The organism is Lactobacillus pasteurii DSM 23907 = CRBIP 24.76, assembly GCF_000297025.1.
In the GTDB taxonomy this organism is placed as follows: Bacteria; Bacillota; Bacilli; order Lactobacillales; family Lactobacillaceae; genus Lactobacillus; species Lactobacillus pasteurii.
The window spans coordinates 294,554-313,402 of record NZ_CAKD01000023.1 but is presented as its reverse complement, the minus strand read 5'-3'; the positions used below and the strand labels follow the sequence as shown (position 1 = coordinate 313,402).

Sequence of the window (18,849 nt, the reverse complement as noted above, 5' to 3'; positions counted from 1 at the left end):
TGGAGGATTAGCTCAGCTGGGAGAGCATCTGCCTTACAAGCAGGAGGTCACAGGTTCGAGCCCTGTATCCTCCATCGTTCTAAGACTATCGGTTTCGATAGTCTTTTTATTTTTGTTAAAAATAACAGAACGAATTTTATTTGTTAACGATCGGTTCAAGTCCTGATAGGATTCACTTATTGTGAAGATGCCTTGTAACCGAATAGCTATTGTCTATATAGGGGGACTATATTTTATGGAAAAACATTTATTTACTTCAGAATCAGTTTCTGAGGGTCATCCAGATAAGGTTGCGGATCAAATCTCAGATGCAATTTTAGATGCGATTTTAGCCAAGGATCCACAAGCTCACGTAGCTTGTGAGACCATTGTTACAACTGGCCTTGTTTATGTTTTTGGTGAAATCACCACTGAAGCATATGTGGATGTTCAAAGCATTGTTAGAAAAACAGTTTTGAGAATTGGCTATGATCGTCCTGAACTTGGATTTGATGGCAACAATTGTGCTGTTTTGGTTGATATTGATGAACAATCTGCAGATATTGCAGGCGGTGTTGATAATGCGCTTGAAGTTCGTGAAAATCAAGCCGATGTTGATCAATTAGATCAAATTGGTGCTGGAGATCAGGGGTTGATGTTTGGTTTTGCAATCAAGGAAACTCCTGAATTAATGCCTCTTCCAATTTCACTTGCTCATCGCTTGATGAAGAAGGTGGCTGATCTACGCAAAAATGATACTCTTACTTGGCTCAGACCTGATGCCAAAGCTCAAGTTACAGTTGAATATACTGATGAAAACATGCCTAAGCGAGTTGATACAGTAGTTATTTCAACCCAAACAGATGCAGAGGTATCAAATGAAGAAATCAAGCGTGCAATGATTGATGATGTAATCAAACAGGTTATTCCAGCTAAGTATTTGGATGACCAAACCAAGTATTTGATCAATCCTTCAGGTCGTTTTGTTATTGGAGGTCCTAAGGGAGATTCTGGCTTAACTGGACGTAAGATTATCGTTGACACTTATGGTGGATATGCCCGTCATGGTGGTGGTGCATTTTCTGGTAAGGATGCTACTAAGGTTGACCGCTCAGCATCTTATGCAGCTCGCTACATTGCTAAAAATATCGTAGCTGCTGATTTGGCTTACCGCTGTGAAGTCCAAATTGCCTACGCAATTGGTGTTGCTCACCCAGTTTCAATTATGATCGATACTGCTGGCACCGGTAAGGTTAGTGATGACTTACTAACTAGGGCTGTTAGAAGTATTTTTGACTTGCGTCCTGCAGGAATTATTCAAATGCTAGATTTGCGTAGACCTATCTATGAACAAACTGCAGCCTATGGCCACTTTGGTAGAACAGATGTTGATTTGCCATGGGAAAGAACCGATAAAGTTTCAGATTTAATCGAGTATGTAAAAAACGCTAAAGGGGAATAAAAATGAAAAAAACAAACGTGTCTATGGTCACGCTTGCGATTTTTATGACAACCTTTATGACAGCAATAGAAGGGACGATAGTCTCCACAGCCATGCCAACAATTGTATCGGATTTGGATGGCTTGGAGATGATGAGCTGGGTTGTTTCAATTTTCTTATTGATGACCGCGGTTTCTACTCCCTTATACGGAAAATTGGCCGATAGTTTAGGACGGAAGCCAGTTTTTTTGTTTGGAATTGCCTTGTTTGTAATTGGATCGGCTCTATGTGCATTTTCTCATAACATGATTGAATTAATCATTTTTAGAGTTATTCAGGGCTTGGGATCAGGAGCCATTCAACCGGTTGCCATTACAATCATTGCTGACTTGTATAAGTTAGCCAAAAGAGCGAAAATGTTGGGCCTTAACTCAAGTTTCTGGGGCGTAGCCTCAATTATCGCTCCTTTACTTGGAGGATTCATCGTTCAGCATCTTTCATGGCATTGGATTTTCTTAATCAATGTGCCACTGGGAATTATTGCCTTTTTATTGGTACTGGTTTTCTTGAAGGAACCAAAACATTCTTCAAGTTCAAAATTGGACCTCAAGGGTACGGTTTACTTAAGTATTTTCCTATTGTCATTGATGGTCTTGTTGCAGGAACTAGGTGCTGATATTAATCCGTTAATTTTGGCCGTTTTAGCAATAATTGCAATTGTAGCGGCTGCTATATTCTTCAGAGTTGAAAAACGAGCAGAAGATCCAATAATGCCATTGTCGATGTTAAAAAATCGCGAGTTCCTATCAATTAACTTAGTTACTTTAATTATCTCTGGCGTAGTAATTGGCTTTGAGTTCTATTTGCCAACTTGGATGCAGGGAGTTAACGGAACAAGTGCGTCAATTGCCGGATTTGCAGTAACGCCAAGTTCATTGATGTGGATAGTAGGGTCGTTTGTTGTTGGAGCAGTTTTATCCAAATGGGGAATCAAGCAAACTTTCAATTTGATGCATATTGTTTTGATGCTTACCGATATTGCCCTATTATTAGCGCCAATCGGAACGCCATTTTGGGTATTTTGCTTAATCGCTGTCTTTAATGGATTTGCTTTTGGAACGATTATCACAGCATCACAAATCGATTCACAGATTTTGGTTCCTAAAGAACAAATTGGAATTGCGACAGGATTCAATACTCTGATGAAGTATTTGGGTCAGACCTTGATGATTTCGATTTATGGTATTGTATTTAATACGGTAATTAGTAACAACCTAGCTAAACATCCTAATTTAACGCAAGCCATGATGAACAAAATCGTATCAGTTCAGCAGGCTAAAAGCTTGGATCCAAATTTAGTTGGAAGCCTAAGACAGGTGCTATTAAACGCTCTTAAGGGAGTATATTTAGTTTCATTAATTGTACTGATCATTTCAATCTTATTAAATCAGATTTATAAGAACCGAAAATTCACGACTCAAAAATAAAAGAGTTGAAGAAGCATATCACACACAGTGCTTCTTCAACTCTTTTTATATTTTCTTCTTTTGAATGTAGAGATGATATAGAACTGAATAACCTAGTAAAACAAAGGTTACTCCTTCTATCCAGCCACCAAAAACGTCTGATGGAAAGTGAACATGTAAGTAAATTCTGGTATAGCCGATAATTAATGGAAATAGTGCCCAAATAACGATCAATAAGGCTTTTAGATTGCTATTTTTTATTAGCAAAATAGTTAGAATAATCAGAATTCCAAATAAAGTAGCACTTCCAACTGAGTGGCCGGACGGGAAGCTGTATCCATCAGCAAAAACTAGGTGCTTGGCGCTTGGGCGAGCTCTTTGGACAACATGCTTGATGATCCAGTTATAGCCATTACTTGCAGCCATCGTCCCAGCTACAAAAAGCGCATATGCATACTGCTTAAAGACCAGCAAGACAATAGTTATAATAATGGTCTCGACCAAGATTGTACTGGTGTTGCCAAGTTTGGTAAATGTTTTGGTAAAACTAATCAGCGAGGCATTATTGTTGTAAATTAGTTCGATAAAAGCATTATCAAAGCTATGAATCAAACTAGAACTACTGGACACAAGCATGGCCCAGACGCAATAAATAATTAAAAAAATTGAACCTGGTACAAGAGTATCTTTTGGCGGATGTTTTGTATTAATCACAAAAATTTTTCTCCTTTGTTTTTTTAAACTTTTGTGGTAAATTATAATCATTATCCTTGGAAAAATAAAGGTTAGGAAGTAGTAACTTGGTATTTTCTTTTAGAGAGAGATCGGTTGGTGCAAGATCTTAGAAAAAACATGTGAACTTGTCCTGTTGATGAACCTATCGTTTTGTTACCGCGTTAAGGACTAGCAAGTGTCACCCTTTAGGTGAAACTTAGGTGGTACCGCGGTAAATTCGTCCTATGATTATCAATCATAGGACTTTTTTTATGGAGGTAAATATGTATAATCACAAGGTTGTCGAGAAAAAATGGCAAGAATACTGGAGCAAAAATAAAACCTTCAAGACTGGAACTGATCCAGACAAGAAGAATTTTTATGCATTAGATATGTTCCCATTCCCTTCTGCTAAGGGTCTTCACGTGGGGCACCCAGAAGGCTATACTGCAACTGATATTGTTTCAAGAATGAAGCGTGCACAAGGCTACAATGTTTTGCACCCAATGGGCTGGGATGCATTTGGTTTGCCAACTGAACAATACGCTTTAAAGACTGGCCAAGACCCTGCTAAAGTTACAGCTGAAAACGTTGAAAACTTTAAGCGTCAATTGAATACCTTAGGTTTTTCATATGATTGGGACCGTGAAGTAAATACTAGTGATCCTAATTACTACAAGTGGACTCAATGGGTATTTGAACAAATGTACAAGATGGGACTTGCTTATGAAGCAGAAGTTCCAGTTAACTGGTCTCCAGATTTAGGTACAGTTGTCGCAAATGAAGAAATCATTGATGGCAAGACTGAACGTGGTGGATTTCCAGTTTACCGTCGTAACATGCGTCAATGGATGCTTAAGATGACAGCATATGCTGATAGATTGCTTGAAGATTTGGATGACCTTGATTGGCCAGAACCTGTTAAGGAAATGCAAAGAAACTGGATTGGCCGTTCAGTTGGAGCACAAGTTACATTTAAGGTTAAGGACAGTGATAAGACTTTCGATGTCTTCACTACTCGTCCAGATACTTTGTTTGGTGTAAGCTACACTGTTTTGGCACCAGAAAGCAAATTAGTTCAAGAAATTACTACAGCTGATCATAAGGCTGAAGTTGATGCATACATCAAGCAAATTGAATCTAAGTCAGACCTTGAAAGAACCGATCTTAACAAGAATAAGACTGGTGTATTTACTGGTGCTTACGCAATCAATCCAGTAAATGGCAAAGAAGTTCCTATCTGGATTTCTGATTATGTATTGGCTAGTTACGGTACTGGTGCAGTTATGGCAGTTCCTGCACACGACGATCGTGACTATGAGTTTGCAACTAAATTTGGTTTACCAATCAATCGAGTAATTGAAGGTGGAGACCTAGATCAAGCAGCATACACTGAAGATGGTGTTCATATCAATTCTGAATTCTTGAATGGTCTTAACAACGACGATGCCAAGAAGAAGATGGTTGCTTGGTTAGAAGAACATAATGTTGGTGAGCAAAAGGTTAACTACAAGCTTCGTGACTGGGACTTCTCTAGACAACGTTACTGGGGTGAACCAATTCCAGTTATTCACTGGGAAGATGGCGAAACTACTTTGGTACCTGAAGAAGAATTGCCACTCGTATTGCCACATGCTACTAACATCAAGCCATCAGGAACTCCTGAAAGTCCATTAGCCAACTTGACTGATTGGGTTAATGTTGTTGATGAAAATGGTCGAAAGGGTAAGCGCGAAACTAACACTATGCCAAACTGGGCAGGTTCTTCATGGTACTACTTGCGCTACGTTGATCCACACAACAATGAAAAATTAGCTGACTACGATTTGCTTAAGGCATGGCTTCCAGTTGACCTTTACATCGGTGGTGCCGAACACGCGGTTCGTCACTTGCTTTACGCAAGATTCTGGCACAAGGTACTTTACGATTTAGGCGTTGTTCCAACTAAGGAACCATTCCAAAAGTTGTACAACCAAGGCTTGATCTTGAAGGACCACGATAAGATGTCGAAGTCTAAGGGTAACGTAGTTAACCCAGACGAAGTTATCGATGAATATGGTGCAGACAGCTTAAGAACTTACGAAATGTTCATGGGACCACTAGATGCATCAATCGACTGGGATGACAACGGTCCAGCTTCAACTAAGAAGTTCTTAGATCGTGTTTGGAGAATGTTTGTTAACGACTTAGACCTTAAACCAATCGTGAATGAAAAGATCGTTGACGAAAACGACGATGAATTGGACAAGGTTTACAACGAAACTGTTAAGAAGGTTACTGAAGACTTTGAAGCTTTGCACTTCAACACTGGTATTTCTCAATTGATGGTCTTCATTAACGCAGCTCAAAAGGCAAAACAAATTCCACGCGAATACGCAGAAGGATTCATCAAGCTTTTGGCTCCAGTTGCTCCACACATGATGGAAGAAATTTGGTCAATCTTTGGTCACGACGAATCAGTATCTTACGCTAAATGGCCTGAATACGATGCAAGCAAGTTGGTAGAATCAACTGTTGAAATTATGGTTCAAGTTAACGGTAAGTTGCGTGGCAAGTTTGAAGTTGCTAAGGATACTGATAAAGCAGAACTTGAAAAGCAGGCTACCTCTTTATCACATGTTCAAAAGTTCTTAGAAGGCAAAGAAATCAAGAAGGTTATTGTAATCCCTAACAAGATTGTCAACATAGTAGCAAAATAATTAAGTTTTTCCTAAAAGTAATAGTTTTTTTGCTACAGTACTCAGTAATAGTTCAAACTAGTTAGAGTAATATTATTTTTAGGGACAAAGATGAACAATAATAATTTTGAGGAAAATAATACACAAGCGACCTTTTTAAAAGGTTCTGCTTGGATGACATTTGGCTCGATTGCTTCAAGAATTTTAGGTGCCTTGTATATTATTCCTTGGTACGCTTGGATGGGCGATTATGGGAATATTGCGAATGCGTTGACAGCTAGAAGCTACAATATCTATAGTATTTTCATTTTGATTTCAACGGCCGGAATTCCCGGTGCAATTGCCAAGCAGGTAGCCAAATATAATGCGATCAATGAATATGGCGTTGGGAGAAAGCTCTTTAAAAAGGGCTTAACTCTGATGATAATATTTGGCATTGTTTCAGCGGCTATTATGTATTTTGCATCGCCAATTCTGGCATCAAACGGAAGTCATAGCGATCCAAGCCAAATTGCGGTTATGCGCAGTTTAGCGTATGCAATCTTAATTATTCCAATTTTGAGTATTTTAAGAGGCTATTTCCAAGGCTATGCCGACATGATGCCTAGTGCAGTATCTCAGTTCATTGAACAATTGGCACGAGTGATTTGGATGCTTGCGACAGCTTATATCATCATGCAGGTTCAACATGGCTCATATGTTAAAGCAGTAATTCAGTCCAATTTTGCGGCTGCCGTGGGGGCATTTTTTGGAATATTAGTCTTGCTGGCATTTATGTGGAGGCGCAAATGGCAATTAGATGAACTGGTTGAAAATTCAAATAATGCGGTTAGCGTATCTACCACGGATTTGTTTATTGAAATTATTGAACAAGCTATTCCATTTATTATCATTGATGCGGGAATTCAGTTCTTCTATTTGGTTGATCAATACACCTTCCATCCAATGATTGCTCAAGTGGTCTCAATTAGCTCAGACAAAATTGAAAGTTGGTATGCCTTATTCGCCTTGAATGCCAATAAGTTGATCATGATCATTATTTCTTTGGCAAGTGCAATGGCTGTAACTACTATACCGCTACTGTCAGCAGCTCATGCGCAGAGAAATTATCGCAGCATTGCTAAACAAATCAGCAATACGTTAGATTTGTTCTTGTTTATCATGATTCCATCTTCATTTGGGATGGCCGCAATTGCTAAGCCGCTTTATACGATCTTTTATGGCAGCGATCCATTAGGAAGCGATGTCTTGTATCTATCAGCCTTTACAGCAATTACTTTAGGCTTATTTACAGTTTTAATGGCAATCATGCAAGGTTTATCAGAAAACCGTTTGGCCATCAGATACTTAATAATTGGTTTAGTGCTTAAGTTGATTTTGCAATACCCAGCGATTTTGGTATTTAAGATTTACGGTCCATTGATTTCAACTAATTTGGGGATGCTAGCGATTATTTTCTTAGCAATTAAGCATTTGGATGTTAGCTATGATTTCAATTTAAGCAGAACCAGTCGACGTTTTATCGGAGTAACCATTTTTTCAGTCATCATGTTCATTTCAGTTGTGGCAGTTAACTTCTTGGCCGGCAAAATTTTGTCGCCAGATCATCGAACTACGGCCATGATCTTAGTGGTAATCGCAGTTTTCGTAGGTGTTGCTGTTTATGGCTTTTTGAGCGTTAAAACTGGTTTATTCCAGAAGGTTTTCGGTGAAAGAGCAGATCGAATTCTAAACAAACTTCATCTAGATTAAAATTTTAGTTTTTGAGCATTTTAGTAGAATTTTCGAATAAACAAGAATATCTTATAGATAGAGAAAAAATTATTCTGTTTCTTGATTTAGATCAATTATTTTTTGATACAAACAAGGCATAATAATTTTAGAAATTAAATGTTATTCGAAAAGAAAGGACGTCAATTCTATGAAGAAATTAGACTCAAACAAACTTACTCAAGCTCAACAAGACTTTTTCAAGGATCATTTATCATATCTTGCAACTGTAGATGCTAACGGCGAACCACAAGTTGGTCCTAAGGCTTCAATGGTTGTTCTTGACGAAAGTCACTTACAATACCTTGAAAAGACTCAAGCTCACGCTTACGAAAACTTGTTGAACGGTTCAAAGGCAGCTGTTGTTGTTGCTGACGTACCTACTCACACTAACGTACGTGTTGTTGGTACTGCTCACGTTCACGATGGTGACGACTACGGTAAGAAGGTTGCTGAAGAAGCAGGTTTCCCAAACGCTAAGGTTGTTGTTATCGACGTTGAAGAAATCTTTGAATAATAATTTTGAATTACAAATTTAACTAGAGAGTTTATTAGATTCCAGGTTATCCCAATAGGGGTAGCCTGGTTTTTTTTGCAAAAGAAAAAGGCCAACATTTTGTTCGCCTTTTAATGGTCATATTAGATTAACGCGGGTCGAATGAACTAAGTAAAATTACCCCTAATAATTCTAATACTAGAAAAATACTCCCAATTAGCCATGCAGTCACAGTACTCATCTTCATTCTAAATAAAACACGTCTGCTTACACCATTAATGTACCATAAAGTCAGTAAAATTGAAAGCGATTACACACATTAAATGTCATAAAATTTTGTTATAGCTAACTAATACAAATAAATATTTTTAATTGCAAACTCGAGAAACTAAAATAAAGGAAGATAGATTAAGCGAGGTAAAGAACATGAATAAGAATGAAGATAGCGTAAAAAATAGTGAATTTGGTTTTGGCGAAAGCAATGATGCGTATGCAAAATATTTCTTTGGACAAAGTTATTTGAAGAGATTAGCTTCAAATAGTGATGAAAAGATAAATGTTTCAAACGTCAGCTTTGAACCAGGTTGTAGAAACAACTGGCATGAACACTCTATTGCACAGATTCTTATTGCCGTTGCTGGAGAAGGCTGGTATCAAGCAGAAGGCCAAGTAGCACAAAAGATGTTGCCAGGTGATGTAGTTATTGTTCCAGCTCATACTAAACACTGGCATGGTGCTGATAAAGATTCATGGTTTGCTCACTTGGCAATCATGGTCGGGGATGCCAAGACAGATTGGTATGAAAGTGTTGATGAAGCTGAATATGAAAAGCTAAACTAAGCTAAAAGTAGTCAATCACGAGAAAGGTGGTTGACTACTTTTTTAGAATAGAACTTAATAGTACATGTGTAAAACTATCTTATGGCCCAGTCTATTAGTAGTTCCACAATCTTAATTATTTACAAAAATCTATATTTTATAAAAATAAAGCATATGAAAGCGCTGTGCAAAACTCTAAAAAGCATTAAATTTTTGCATAATTTAGTTTCACAAAAATAGTTAACTAATTGGTATATAAAATTTTACTAATAGTACTTTTTCGACTATCATTGATAGTGTAATAGTTAATTTATGTGAGGAATTAAAATGAACAAGAAAAAGATATTCGCAGCTTTTGCAGCTGGAATGATGTTATTTAGTGTTGGCGCAGCTTCTACTGCAATGATGAGCAATCCTGTTAGTGCAGCTACTAAATCAAGTACTAAGAAATTGCCAAGCGTAGCCGTAACTTTAAAGAAGAATGCCACAGTTTATGCTGCTAAGTATAGTACTAAAACTGGCAAGATTTCTAGACTCAAAAAATACGGTGTTATTGCAAAAAATACCAAAGTTAGTGCATTCTTTTATTTGAAGAAGGGTTCAACTAAATACTACTTCCTTGGTACTCAATCAAAGAAGTACTTAGTGATCAAATCTTCAGATGCTAAGGTGGCAAAGGGCAAGAAAGTCTTGTCATATGCAGACTTTTTGAAGAAATATGCAACTCCAAGCAAGATTACCATCAATGTTCCAAAATTTGACAAGGTAGTTCCAGGTACTGTTGTAAAGGAAACTAAATACTTGGCCTTGACCACTGGAACTGATGGTAGAGCAGCTTTGAAGACATCAGATGATACAATCAAACAAGGCACCAAGGTTGATATTGTAGCTAAAGGTACTTTCCCAGTAAGTACAACAGATAGCAATGGTCAACAGCAAACTCTTAATTTGCAACTTTACGGCATCTTGGATTCTAACTTTAAACTATTCTTTGTTCCAGCAGGTGCTGTTGAGTTAACCGACAAGAATGCGCAAGTTCCAAGTTTGCAACAATTCAATACTGATTTTGCTAATTGGCAAAAACAAGTAAATGATCTTATTCAAGCAACAAAGGATAAGTACCAAAACAATAAGTAATAATCTTTGCGCTATCTAAGCACCTTACCAGTTATGGGTGAGGTGTTTTATTTTTGAAAAAATTGAAGTATCAAAGGCTAGAAAAGAAGGATGGTTTATTATGAACTCATCAGAAAAAATTATAATAATTAATAATGAAGAATACATTCATTGTCCAGTATGTGGACACTTGGTTTAGCTCTATGATGTTTGTGAGTGTAACTGGGAAAATACAGGAGAAACGAATATTGACGGCGGACCTAATAAAATGTCATTAGCTGAAGCTAGAAAAGCTTATAGAGAAGGAAAAAAGGTTTATTAGCCAATAGGAGCATAATATGAGATTTATGCAAGTAATGGAGAAAATAGATGACTTTCTCAAAAATACACCTGAGGATATTTTTGAATTTTCCATTGAATTAGAGGATATCTTAGTTGATGATTACGACGAAATGCAAAGTGAACAGCCACTAGCAACATATTACTTAAGCCAAGAGGTTCCGGGTATTTGTGCTAGTGCGGAACCAGGTATGTCAAAAACGGAGATTGATAAATTTAAAAAACGATTGCAATCACAAAGTTTTTGCCTAAGCTAGAGGAAATTAAAGGATATAGAAAATCAGAAAAAATGATCATGGAAAGTCCTTTGTATTGTACGATAAAACAATATCGGATTTATGTGATTCGGTTGTTCAATTTGGAAAAATTCACCCAGAATATGAACTTGATCGTTACGAGGAAATTTTACATGGTATTGGAATAGAAACTGCTGAATTGAATCTTTATTTGTTGGATACAAAAATTTTGATGGCGTTGTTAATGGCAATGGTCGAGTCGACAGAACATATGATTGATTATTGCAGATCAGGCGATATTCAATTTTTGCTCTACTTACTAAAAGAGGCAGATAATAATGACTCAGAAACTCTGGGGGCGCTGAAAGAAATAAGACTTGTTTCAGAAAACAATGCTTTTTGGCCAGATGGAGATGAAGACTCGAGATGGAAACTTACAATTTCTAAAAAAGACTTAGTTCATTTAGCCAAATACGTTTCAGTAGGAGTTGATAAATATAAAATTATTGGAAAAGAAAAAATTGCTGTAGAACTAGATGCAGTTGAAACAATCATAGATATGGTGGGGATGTGGTTTGAAAACTATGAAAAAGAAAATTTTATTATATGTAACTGCCCAATGTGGCATTTGACTCTTATTAATGATGATGGTAAACACTTTGTAATACATGGTCCTATGAAAGAATCTGTGTTACCAGACCTTTCTGATTTTATTCGGGAAGAGTTAGGAAGAAAAGACTTAAAGTTATTCGATGGCAATCCAGGACAAGTTGAGTCATAAATCGCTAATTAGACGATAAAAATAACCACCTAGAAGATTTGATATGATATGAACCTCTAGGTGGTTATTACATTATGCCCCGAAAAAGACTCGAACTTTCACTCAGTTACCTGAACAGCGACCTGAACGCTGCGCGTCTGCCAATTCCGCCATCGGGGCTTTTTAAATTTAAATTCACTACTAATCATATCAAATAATTTGATAAAATGTAAGGGAAATACTTATTTTGCAAATAAGTAAAAAAGGAAGGCAAATATGTTTAAAAAGAATAAATTTAGAAAAAGCATCATTGCATTGATGATCGCTTTGACATGCTCGATTAGTTTAACTTCAGGAGCTGGTGCTGCTCAAGCTGCTAGTCAAATTAACTCTTATCAGGACAACAAATTAAATTTAGACGTTAAGTCTGCTATTGCGATTGATGCAAATAGTGGCCAAGTTCTATATGCAAAAAATGCAAATAAGACTTTGCCAATCGCTTCAATGACTAAGTTGATTACTATTTATTTAACTTTAGAAGCTATCAAAAACAAAACTATCAGCTGGGATACCAAGGTAGAGCCAACTAGTGAGATAGTTAAGGTGGCAAATAATCTAGAATATTCAAACGTACCTTTGAAGAAAGGTCATCTTTATACAGTTAGACAACTTTATCAAGCTACTTTGATTGAATCAGCTAACGGGGCAGCGATGTGTTTGGCTCAGGCTGTTTCTGGCTCACAGGTTGCTTTTGTCAAAAAGATGCGTGCACAGCTGGTTAAGTGGGGCATTAAGGATGCTAAGATTTATACCGTTTGCGGATTGCCAAATGGAAATTTAGGTAAAGCAGCTTACCCTGGCGTTTCCAAGAATGCGGAAAATACCATGTCAGCTGTTGATATGGCAATTGTGGGCCAAAAGCTATTGGCAAAATATCCTGAAGTTTTGAAGACAACTAAGATTGCCCATATGAATTTCAAAGATGGCAATTCTAATACCACAATGATTAACTTTAACTGGATGTTAAAGGGGTTGTCTCAATATGATTCTAGTCTTAAAGTTGATGGTTTGAAGACTGGTACTACCGATGCTGCCGGAGCTTGCTTCATTGGTACCATCAAAAAGAATGGCGGCCGACTCATTACGGTTGTTATGGGAGCAAAGCATGCAGATGGTACAGACCCATCAAGATTTGTTCAGACTAAGAAATTGCTCAACTACATTTATGCAAACTACACCCCTGTTGTTTTAAGCAAAAATACCAAAATCAATAACCATGAAACGATGAAGGTTATTGACGGTCAAGCTTTATCAATTCCAATCGGCTTGAATAAGAAGACAACTCTTTGGGATCCAGTTGATGGCAAAAAATTATCCTCAAGCATGAAGTATTCCTCAGTTGAAGCTGGAGTTGCTAAGGGACAGATTGTAAACTCTTACCGCTTTAAGTCTGGATCAACTAAGTTGATTTCAATTGACAATCCTAAGCAAATGGAAGTTCAAGCCAAAGCTTTGCAAGGAACGAATAAGGCAAATATTTTTGTAAGAATATGGCGTTGGATTATAGGTAAAGAATAATGCAAGAACTTACTGCCGATATTTTAAGTCGAGTTATAACTCCTAGAAAAAGTCACAGTCATAAGGGAGATTATGGACGACTTCTGTTAATTGGTGGAAATGAAAATTATGGTGGGGCCATTATTATGGCAACCGAGGGCGCAATTAATGCAGGTGCAGGACTAACAGCAGTAGCTACTCACTTGATTAATCTAACAGCATTGCATAGTCGTGATCCCGAAGCAATGTTTATCGATTGGCGCGATCAACATTTGCCAGAGTTAATTCGAAAAATGGACGTAATTGTCTGTGGCCCAGGATTAGGCGTGAATTTGCAAGCCAAGAAGGTCATGAACATTTTGGCTACTAATGTCACTGAAAAGCAAACGGTGGTTTTGGATGCAAGTGCGCTTGATTTGATTAGCCAAGATCATCAACTTATTCCGGCAAAAGGCAAATTGGTACTGACCCCACACCAAATGGAATGGCAAAGATTAAGTGGATTGAGAATTCCATTTCAAACCGATGGTGCAAATTTGGCTGCCTTTAAGGATCTACTTTTGGGACGCGAAGCGATTTTGGTGTTAAAATCTAATCAGACCAGAATATATGACCTATTTGGCCATCAGGCAATTAATCCTATTGGCAATCCTGGAATGGCCATAGGTGGCAGTGGTGATACGCTAGCTGGGATTATCGGTGCTTTTATAGCGCAATTTGATTACAGTTTTGACACAATTTCAGCGGCAGTGTATCTTCATTCGCTAGCTGGTGATATAGTGTATAAAGATAACTATGTCGTAAAACCAACAGCGCTATCCAAGCGCTTGCCTGAATTAATGAAAAAATATTGTGCTAAGGAACGGAAAATGTAGATGAAGAAAATTATGGTAGCGGCAGCAGTTGCTTTAATAGGTGTTTTTGCCTTGGCTAAAGTATGTATCCCTCAATCAAATGCTGCTCAGAATGTAACTTATCAAAAGGATGCTAAGAAGCCAGCTAAGAAAAAGGTGGCCAAAAAGAAGGCTCCAAAACCTGATTATAAGCCATACAAGGATCCAGCTGACTTAAGACCAGAAGGAACTTGGAAGAAGACTAGTGAGACTAAGAAGCATCCCGACTTGACCCAAGCTAAGAATTTAGTGATTCGCGTATCATTGAAGGGCAACAGAACTTATGTCCTTGAAAATGGCAAAGTAATCTACACCATGCTATCAACAGGTGGAGTTTACAAAAAAGGCAAGTCAGTTACACCAACTGGAACTTTCAGAATTGAAGGTGGAAGAGGCGACAGCTTCTTTAACCAAGGATTGAATGAAGGTGCTCTTAACTGGACTAGCTGGGATCCAAATAATGTCTATCTTTTGCACTCAGTTCCTACTAACGCTAGTGGCAAGATTAACATCAAGGAAGCTGAAAAGTTGGGCAAGACTCAAGGATCTCACGGCTGCATTCGCTTAAGTATTCCTGATTCAAAATGGTTGATGGATGAACTTCCAGCTGGAACCAAGGTTGTAATTAAGGATATTTAGTTGGCAAGCTAGCTGATTTCCTGTTATAATTTTGTTCTAGCAGGTTAGCAGTAGTAGATAAGTTGATTTTTTAGCGAGCTTAGGGTGGTGAAAGCTAAGCAAGGATGCTTATTGAAGGCGTGGCTGACTTTTAATTAAGATTATTAGAGTGGATACTTCGTATCAATTAGAGTGGTACCGCGGGAAGCAATCTCGTCTCTTTCTATCATGGAAGGAGACGTTTTTTATTTATTGAAAGTAGGTAAGAAATGGATTTTAAAGAAAAAGTTGTCGAACTTGTCAAGACCAAAGTTGATTTGCCTGAAGAAAAGATCAGCGAATTGATCGAAAGACCAAAGAATCCAAAGATGGGTGATTATGCATTTCCAGCTTTTATTTTAGCTAAGACTTTGCACAAGAACCCAGCAGAAATTGCCAGCGAAATTGCTAGCGATTTATCTAGCGAAGACTTTACAAATATTCAAGCAGTAGGTCCTTATGTCAACTTTGCAATCAATCCACAAAAGTTGATTGCAACTACGCTTGAAGATGTTTTGACTCAAAAGGAAAACTACGGTCAACAAGAATTAGGACATGGCAATGTCCCAATCGACATGTCTAGTCCCAACATTGCTAAGCCAATGTCAATGGGTCACCTTAGATCAACTGTTATTGGTAACTCAATTGCCAAGATTCTGAAGAAGGTGGGTTACACTCCAATTAAGATCAACTACCTTGGCGACTATGGTACGCAATTTGGTAAGTTGATTTCCGCCTACAAGCATTGGGGTAGCGAAGAGGACGTTAAGAAGGATCCAATCATGAACCTCTTCCACTACTACGTAAAATTCCACGAAGAAGCTGAAAAAGATCCGGCTTTAGACGATGAAGGCCGTGAATGGTTCAAAAAATTAGAAGAAGGCGATCCAGAAGCTGTAAAATTATGGCAATGGTTCAGAGAAGTATCTTTGCAAGACTTTAAGCGAATCTACAAAGAGCTTGGCGTAACTTTTGATTCATACAATGGTGAAGCTTTCTTTAATGACAAGATGCAACCAGTAATTGATGAATTGAAAGAAAAGAACTTGTTGCATGAATCACGTGGTGCGCAAGTTGTTGACATGGGCGAAGGCGAAAACCCAGCAATTATCGTTAAGTCTGATGGAACTTCAATTTACTTGACTAGAGATCTAGCAGCTGCTGAATGGAGAAAGAAAGAATATGACTTCGTAAAAATGTTATACGTTGTTGGTGGCGAGCAAGCAAATCACTTTGTCGAATTGAAGACTGTTTTGAAGAAGATGGGCTACGATTGGGCTGATGAAATTTACCACATTCCGTTTGGTTTGATTACTCAAGGCGGTAAGAAGCTTTCAACTAGAAAGGGTAACGTTGTTTTCTTAGATCAAGTTTTAAGAGATGCAGTTTCACTTGCTAAAGAACAAATTGAAGCTAAGAACCCTAATCTTGAAAACAAGGACCAAGTTGCTCATGATGTTGGTGTAGGTGCGGTAGTCTTCCACGACTTGAAGAATGATCGACTAGACAACTTTGACTTTGACCTTGAAGAAGTTGTTCGCTTCGAAGGTGATACTGGTCCTTACGTTCAATACACTAATGCTCGTGCGCAAAGCGTGCTTAGAAAAGCTAAGGCAATGGGTAAAGAAGCTGCTCCAGCTAAAAACTTGTCAGATGAATGGTCATTTGCAGTAGCTAAGGACTTGGCAGACTTTCCAAGAATTATTGCCCGTGCTAGTGACAAGTTTGAACCATCAATTATTGCCAAGTATGCATTGAATTTGGCTAAGAAATTTAACAAATACTATGCAAATGTGAAGATTCTAACGGACGATGAATACCTTGCAGAACGTCTATCATTAGTTGAAGCAACTTCAATTGTTTTGACGGCTGCCCTTGAGTTATTGGGTGTAAATGCACCTAAGGAAATGTAGTTTTATTGAAAAGAAAAATAATAACGCTTACATTGGTTAATAAGATTGTTCAAAACTTCATAAAAGGGTACAATGGTCCTGTAAGATATTTAGGAGGTATTTTTAATGGCTTATTTTGACAATGGTAATCAAATCTTCAAAGATGCTCGTAAGAACCACTACGCTGTAGGTGCTTACAACACTAACAACTTGGAATGGACTCGCTCAATTTTGCGTGCTGCTCAAGAAACTAGAACTCCAGTTTTAATTCAAGTTTCAACTGGTGCTGCTAAGTACATGGGTGGCTACAAGTTGGTTAAGGATTTAGTCGCTGATACTATGGACTCAATGAACATTTCTGTTCCTGTAGTATTGAACTTGGACCACGGTGACTATGAATCAGCTATCGAATGTATCAAGCTTGGTTACTCAAGCGTTATGTTCGACGGCCACAAGCTTGAAACTGAAGAAAACCTTGCTAAGACTAAGGAAATCATCAAGCTTGCTCACGCTCGTGGTATCTCAGTAGAAGCTGAAATCGGTAAGATCGGTGAAAACCAAGGCGCTGAAGGCGGAGAATTGGCTTCAGTTGAAGACGCTAAGGCATTCGTTGCTGCAGGCGTTGACAAGCTTGCTTGTGGTATTGGTAACATCCACGGTGTTTACCCAGCTGACTGGAAGGGTCTTAACTTCGACCGTTTGAAGGAAATCGCAGAAGCTGTTCCTGAAACTCCACTTGTATTGCACGGTGGTTCAGGTATTCCACGTGAACAAGTTGAAAAGGCTATTTCACTTGGTATTGCTAAGATCAACATCAACACTGAATTCCAATTGGCATTCCAAAAGGCAACTCGCGACTACATTCTTGCTGGCAAGGATGAAGACAAGAACGCTAAGGGTTACGACCCACGTAAGTTGTTGTTGCCAGGTGCTGAAGCAATTACTGACGCTATGAAGGAAATGATCTCATGGATGGGTACTCCATCAATCGATGACGAATCACACGATGCATCATTTGACCGTAGCTCATTAAACGAAGAATAATTTCGAATATCTACAGAAAAGGACTGGAAATTTCCAGTCCTTTTTGTGTTGTTTATAAAATCATTTTGTCTCTTGTTAGCTTAACTTTGAGCTCTTCATATGAAAATGGCTTAGTTAGAGCTATTTGAAAGGCCTGCAATTGCAATTGCTGCCCAGCTTCATAATTAGGGTTATATAAAGGATCGCCAATAATCGGACAACCGATGGCTGCTAAATGAACTCTAATTTGATGAGTGCGACCAGTATCTAGACTAAGCTTTAAAGTCGCCGTGTCAGCGTCTTTTTTGATTATCTGATAGTGAGTGATTGCTTTTAATCCATTAGGGTCAACCTTTCTTTTTCGCTGATCTGCCAGATCCTGTCCAATTGGAAAATCAATCGTGCCACTTGAAGCGATTTCAGAATTTAAATTAACTTTTGCTAGATAATCGCGTTTAAATTCTTTTGAAATAAGCTGACGATTGAGCAAAGAAACTACGATTGGATTTTTTGCAACAAGCAATAAGCCACTGGTTAACATGTCCAAACGATGAACAATATAAGGGCTAGCATGCAAATAAGTAGCACAGTCGTTTAAAGCAGTATCTGTTTCAAACAAATTAGGATGCGTTTTTTGGCCGGCTTTTTTGTTGATGATTAAGATATCTTGATCTTCATAAACAACGTCAGGCATTTGACCACTAGCAGGATATTCTTGCTGCTGGGAAGTATATTCAAAAGTTAAATCGATTTGATCTTCTGGATAAACCAATTCATTGAAATTGCGATAGTTCTGATTGATTAAAACCACCTTATTAGTCCTTAGTTCATGTCGCCATTTTCTGGGAATCAATAGCTCTTGCAATACTTTTGATACAGGCTTAGGATCGCGAGTTTTGGGATATTGTAGGGAAAAATTGTACTTCATAATATTTATTGATATTTTCTAAAATCTATTTTTAAAACGGTGGATAACACTTCTGGCTGTGCTAGAATATAGCATAAGGAAGTGT

Annotated in this window: 16 protein-coding genes, 2 tRNA genes, 1 pseudogene, 1 riboswitch and 1 other annotated feature; of the genes and pseudogenes, 16 read left to right on the top strand and 3 right to left on the bottom strand. The window is 37.9% G+C overall.

Annotated features, from left to right (window positions below):
• Nucleotide 1: 1 nt before the first annotated feature.
• From BN53_RS07710 to BN53_RS07700, 3 genes are all read left to right on the top strand, one after another.
• A tRNA-Val gene (locus BN53_RS07710) sits at nt 2-74 on the top strand.
• Between the two features lie 74 nt (nt 75-148).
• Nucleotides 149-238: riboswitch (SMK box riboswitch) on the top strand.
• Entirely contained in the window at nt 236-1,441 is a 1,206-nt protein-coding gene (gene metK, locus BN53_RS07705) for a methionine adenosyltransferase (protein ID WP_009560404.1), read from the top strand. Its footprint overlaps the riboswitch before it by 3 nt.
• A gap of 2 nt (nt 1,442-1,443) precedes the next feature.
• Nucleotides 1,444-2,907: an MDR family MFS transporter gene (locus tag BN53_RS07700; RefSeq protein ID WP_040537385.1), complete on the top strand. Its 1,464-nt coding sequence runs from the start codon at nt 1,444-1,446 to the stop codon at nt 2,905-2,907.
• 45 nt (nt 2,908-2,952) lie between these two features.
• Here the strand turns inward: BN53_RS07700 and BN53_RS07695 are convergent, their stop codons facing one another.
• The gene (locus tag BN53_RS07695) at nt 2,953-3,600 is read right to left on the bottom strand and encodes a phosphatase PAP2 family protein (protein ID WP_009560402.1); all 648 of its coding nucleotides are present in this window, start codon (nt 3,598-3,600) and stop codon (nt 2,953-2,955) included.
• Nucleotides 3,601-3,664: 64 nt separating this feature from the next.
• Nucleotides 3,665-3,849, top strand: a binding site (T-box leader).
• A 35-nt stretch (nt 3,850-3,884) separates the two neighbouring features.
• On the opposite strand from BN53_RS07695, the gene leuS reads away from it, so the two are divergent.
• From leuS to BN53_RS07660, 8 genes and pseudogenes are all read left to right on the top strand, one after another.
• Nucleotides 3,885-6,299: a leucine--tRNA ligase gene (gene leuS, locus BN53_RS07690; protein WP_040537384.1), complete on the top strand. Its 2,415-nt coding sequence runs from the start codon at nt 3,885-3,887 to the stop codon at nt 6,297-6,299.
• Between the two features lie 90 nt (nt 6,300-6,389).
• Nucleotides 6,390-8,030: a putative polysaccharide biosynthesis protein gene (locus tag BN53_RS07685; RefSeq protein ID WP_009560400.1), complete on the top strand. Its 1,641-nt coding sequence runs from the start codon at nt 6,390-6,392 to the stop codon at nt 8,028-8,030.
• Nucleotides 8,031-8,199: 169 nt separating this feature from the next.
• Nucleotides 8,200-8,565 carry a pyridoxamine 5'-phosphate oxidase family protein gene (locus BN53_RS07680; protein ID WP_009560399.1) on the top strand — a complete coding sequence of 122 codons (366 nt, stop codon included), beginning with the start codon at nt 8,200-8,202 and terminating at the stop codon, nt 8,563-8,565.
• A 405-nt stretch (nt 8,566-8,970) separates the two neighbouring features.
• Entirely contained in the window at nt 8,971-9,384 is a 414-nt protein-coding gene (locus BN53_RS07675; protein ID WP_009560398.1) for a cupin domain-containing protein, read from the top strand.
• A 306-nt stretch (nt 9,385-9,690) separates the two neighbouring features.
• Nucleotides 9,691-10,500, top strand: coding sequence for a hypothetical protein (locus BN53_RS07670; RefSeq protein ID WP_009560397.1), 810 nt, complete (start codon nt 9,691-9,693; stop codon nt 10,498-10,500).
• Between the two features lie 100 nt (nt 10,501-10,600).
• A pseudogene (locus BN53_RS09950) lies at nt 10,601-10,801 on the top strand (CPCC family cysteine-rich protein).
• A gap of 16 nt (nt 10,802-10,817) precedes the next feature.
• The gene (locus BN53_RS07665; RefSeq protein ID WP_009560396.1) at nt 10,818-11,075 is read left to right on the top strand and encodes a hypothetical protein; all 258 of its coding nucleotides are present in this window, start codon (nt 10,818-10,820) and stop codon (nt 11,073-11,075) included.
• Between the two features lie 55 nt (nt 11,076-11,130).
• The gene (locus BN53_RS07660; RefSeq protein WP_009560394.1) at nt 11,131-11,835 is read left to right on the top strand and encodes a hypothetical protein; all 705 of its coding nucleotides are present in this window, start codon (nt 11,131-11,133) and stop codon (nt 11,833-11,835) included.
• A 75-nt stretch (nt 11,836-11,910) separates the two neighbouring features.
• Here the strand turns inward: BN53_RS07660 and BN53_RS07655 are convergent.
• Nucleotides 11,911-11,994, bottom strand: a tRNA-Leu gene (locus BN53_RS07655).
• 96 nt (nt 11,995-12,090) lie between these two features.
• On the opposite strand from BN53_RS07655, the gene BN53_RS07650 reads away from it, so the two are divergent.
• The 5 genes from BN53_RS07650 (at nt 12,091) to fba (ending at nt 17,857) form a co-directional block, all read left to right on the top strand.
• A complete protein-coding gene (locus tag BN53_RS07650) occupies nt 12,091-13,392 on the top strand; it encodes a serine hydrolase (RefSeq protein ID WP_009560392.1) in 1,302 nt (433 codons plus the stop codon).
• Nucleotides 13,392-14,246 carry an NAD(P)H-hydrate dehydratase gene (locus BN53_RS07645; RefSeq protein ID WP_009560391.1) on the top strand — a complete coding sequence of 285 codons (855 nt, stop codon included), beginning with the start codon at nt 13,392-13,394 and terminating at the stop codon, nt 14,244-14,246. The genes BN53_RS07650 and BN53_RS07645 overlap by 1 nt, the downstream gene beginning before the upstream one ends.
• Nucleotides 14,247-14,903, top strand: a complete 657-nt coding sequence (locus BN53_RS07640) for a L,D-transpeptidase (protein ID WP_009560389.1) — start codon at nt 14,247-14,249, stop codon at nt 14,901-14,903.
• Between the two features lie 248 nt (nt 14,904-15,151).
• Nucleotides 15,152-16,834 carry an arginine--tRNA ligase gene (gene argS, locus BN53_RS07635; protein ID WP_009560387.1) on the top strand — a complete coding sequence of 561 codons (1,683 nt, stop codon included), beginning with the start codon at nt 15,152-15,154 and terminating at the stop codon, nt 16,832-16,834.
• A gap of 105 nt (nt 16,835-16,939) precedes the next feature.
• Nucleotides 16,940-17,857 (top strand): class II fructose-1,6-bisphosphate aldolase, encoded by a 918-nt coding sequence (fba, locus tag BN53_RS07630; RefSeq protein ID WP_009560386.1) that lies wholly within the window; start codon nt 16,940-16,942, stop codon nt 17,855-17,857.
• Nucleotides 17,858-17,909: 52 nt separating this feature from the next.
• On the opposite strand, the gene BN53_RS07625 is transcribed toward fba, so the two are convergent.
• A complete protein-coding gene (locus BN53_RS07625) occupies nt 17,910-18,764 on the bottom strand; it encodes an RluA family pseudouridine synthase (protein WP_009560385.1) in 855 nt (284 codons plus the stop codon).
• Nucleotides 18,765-18,849: the final 85 nt, after the last annotated feature.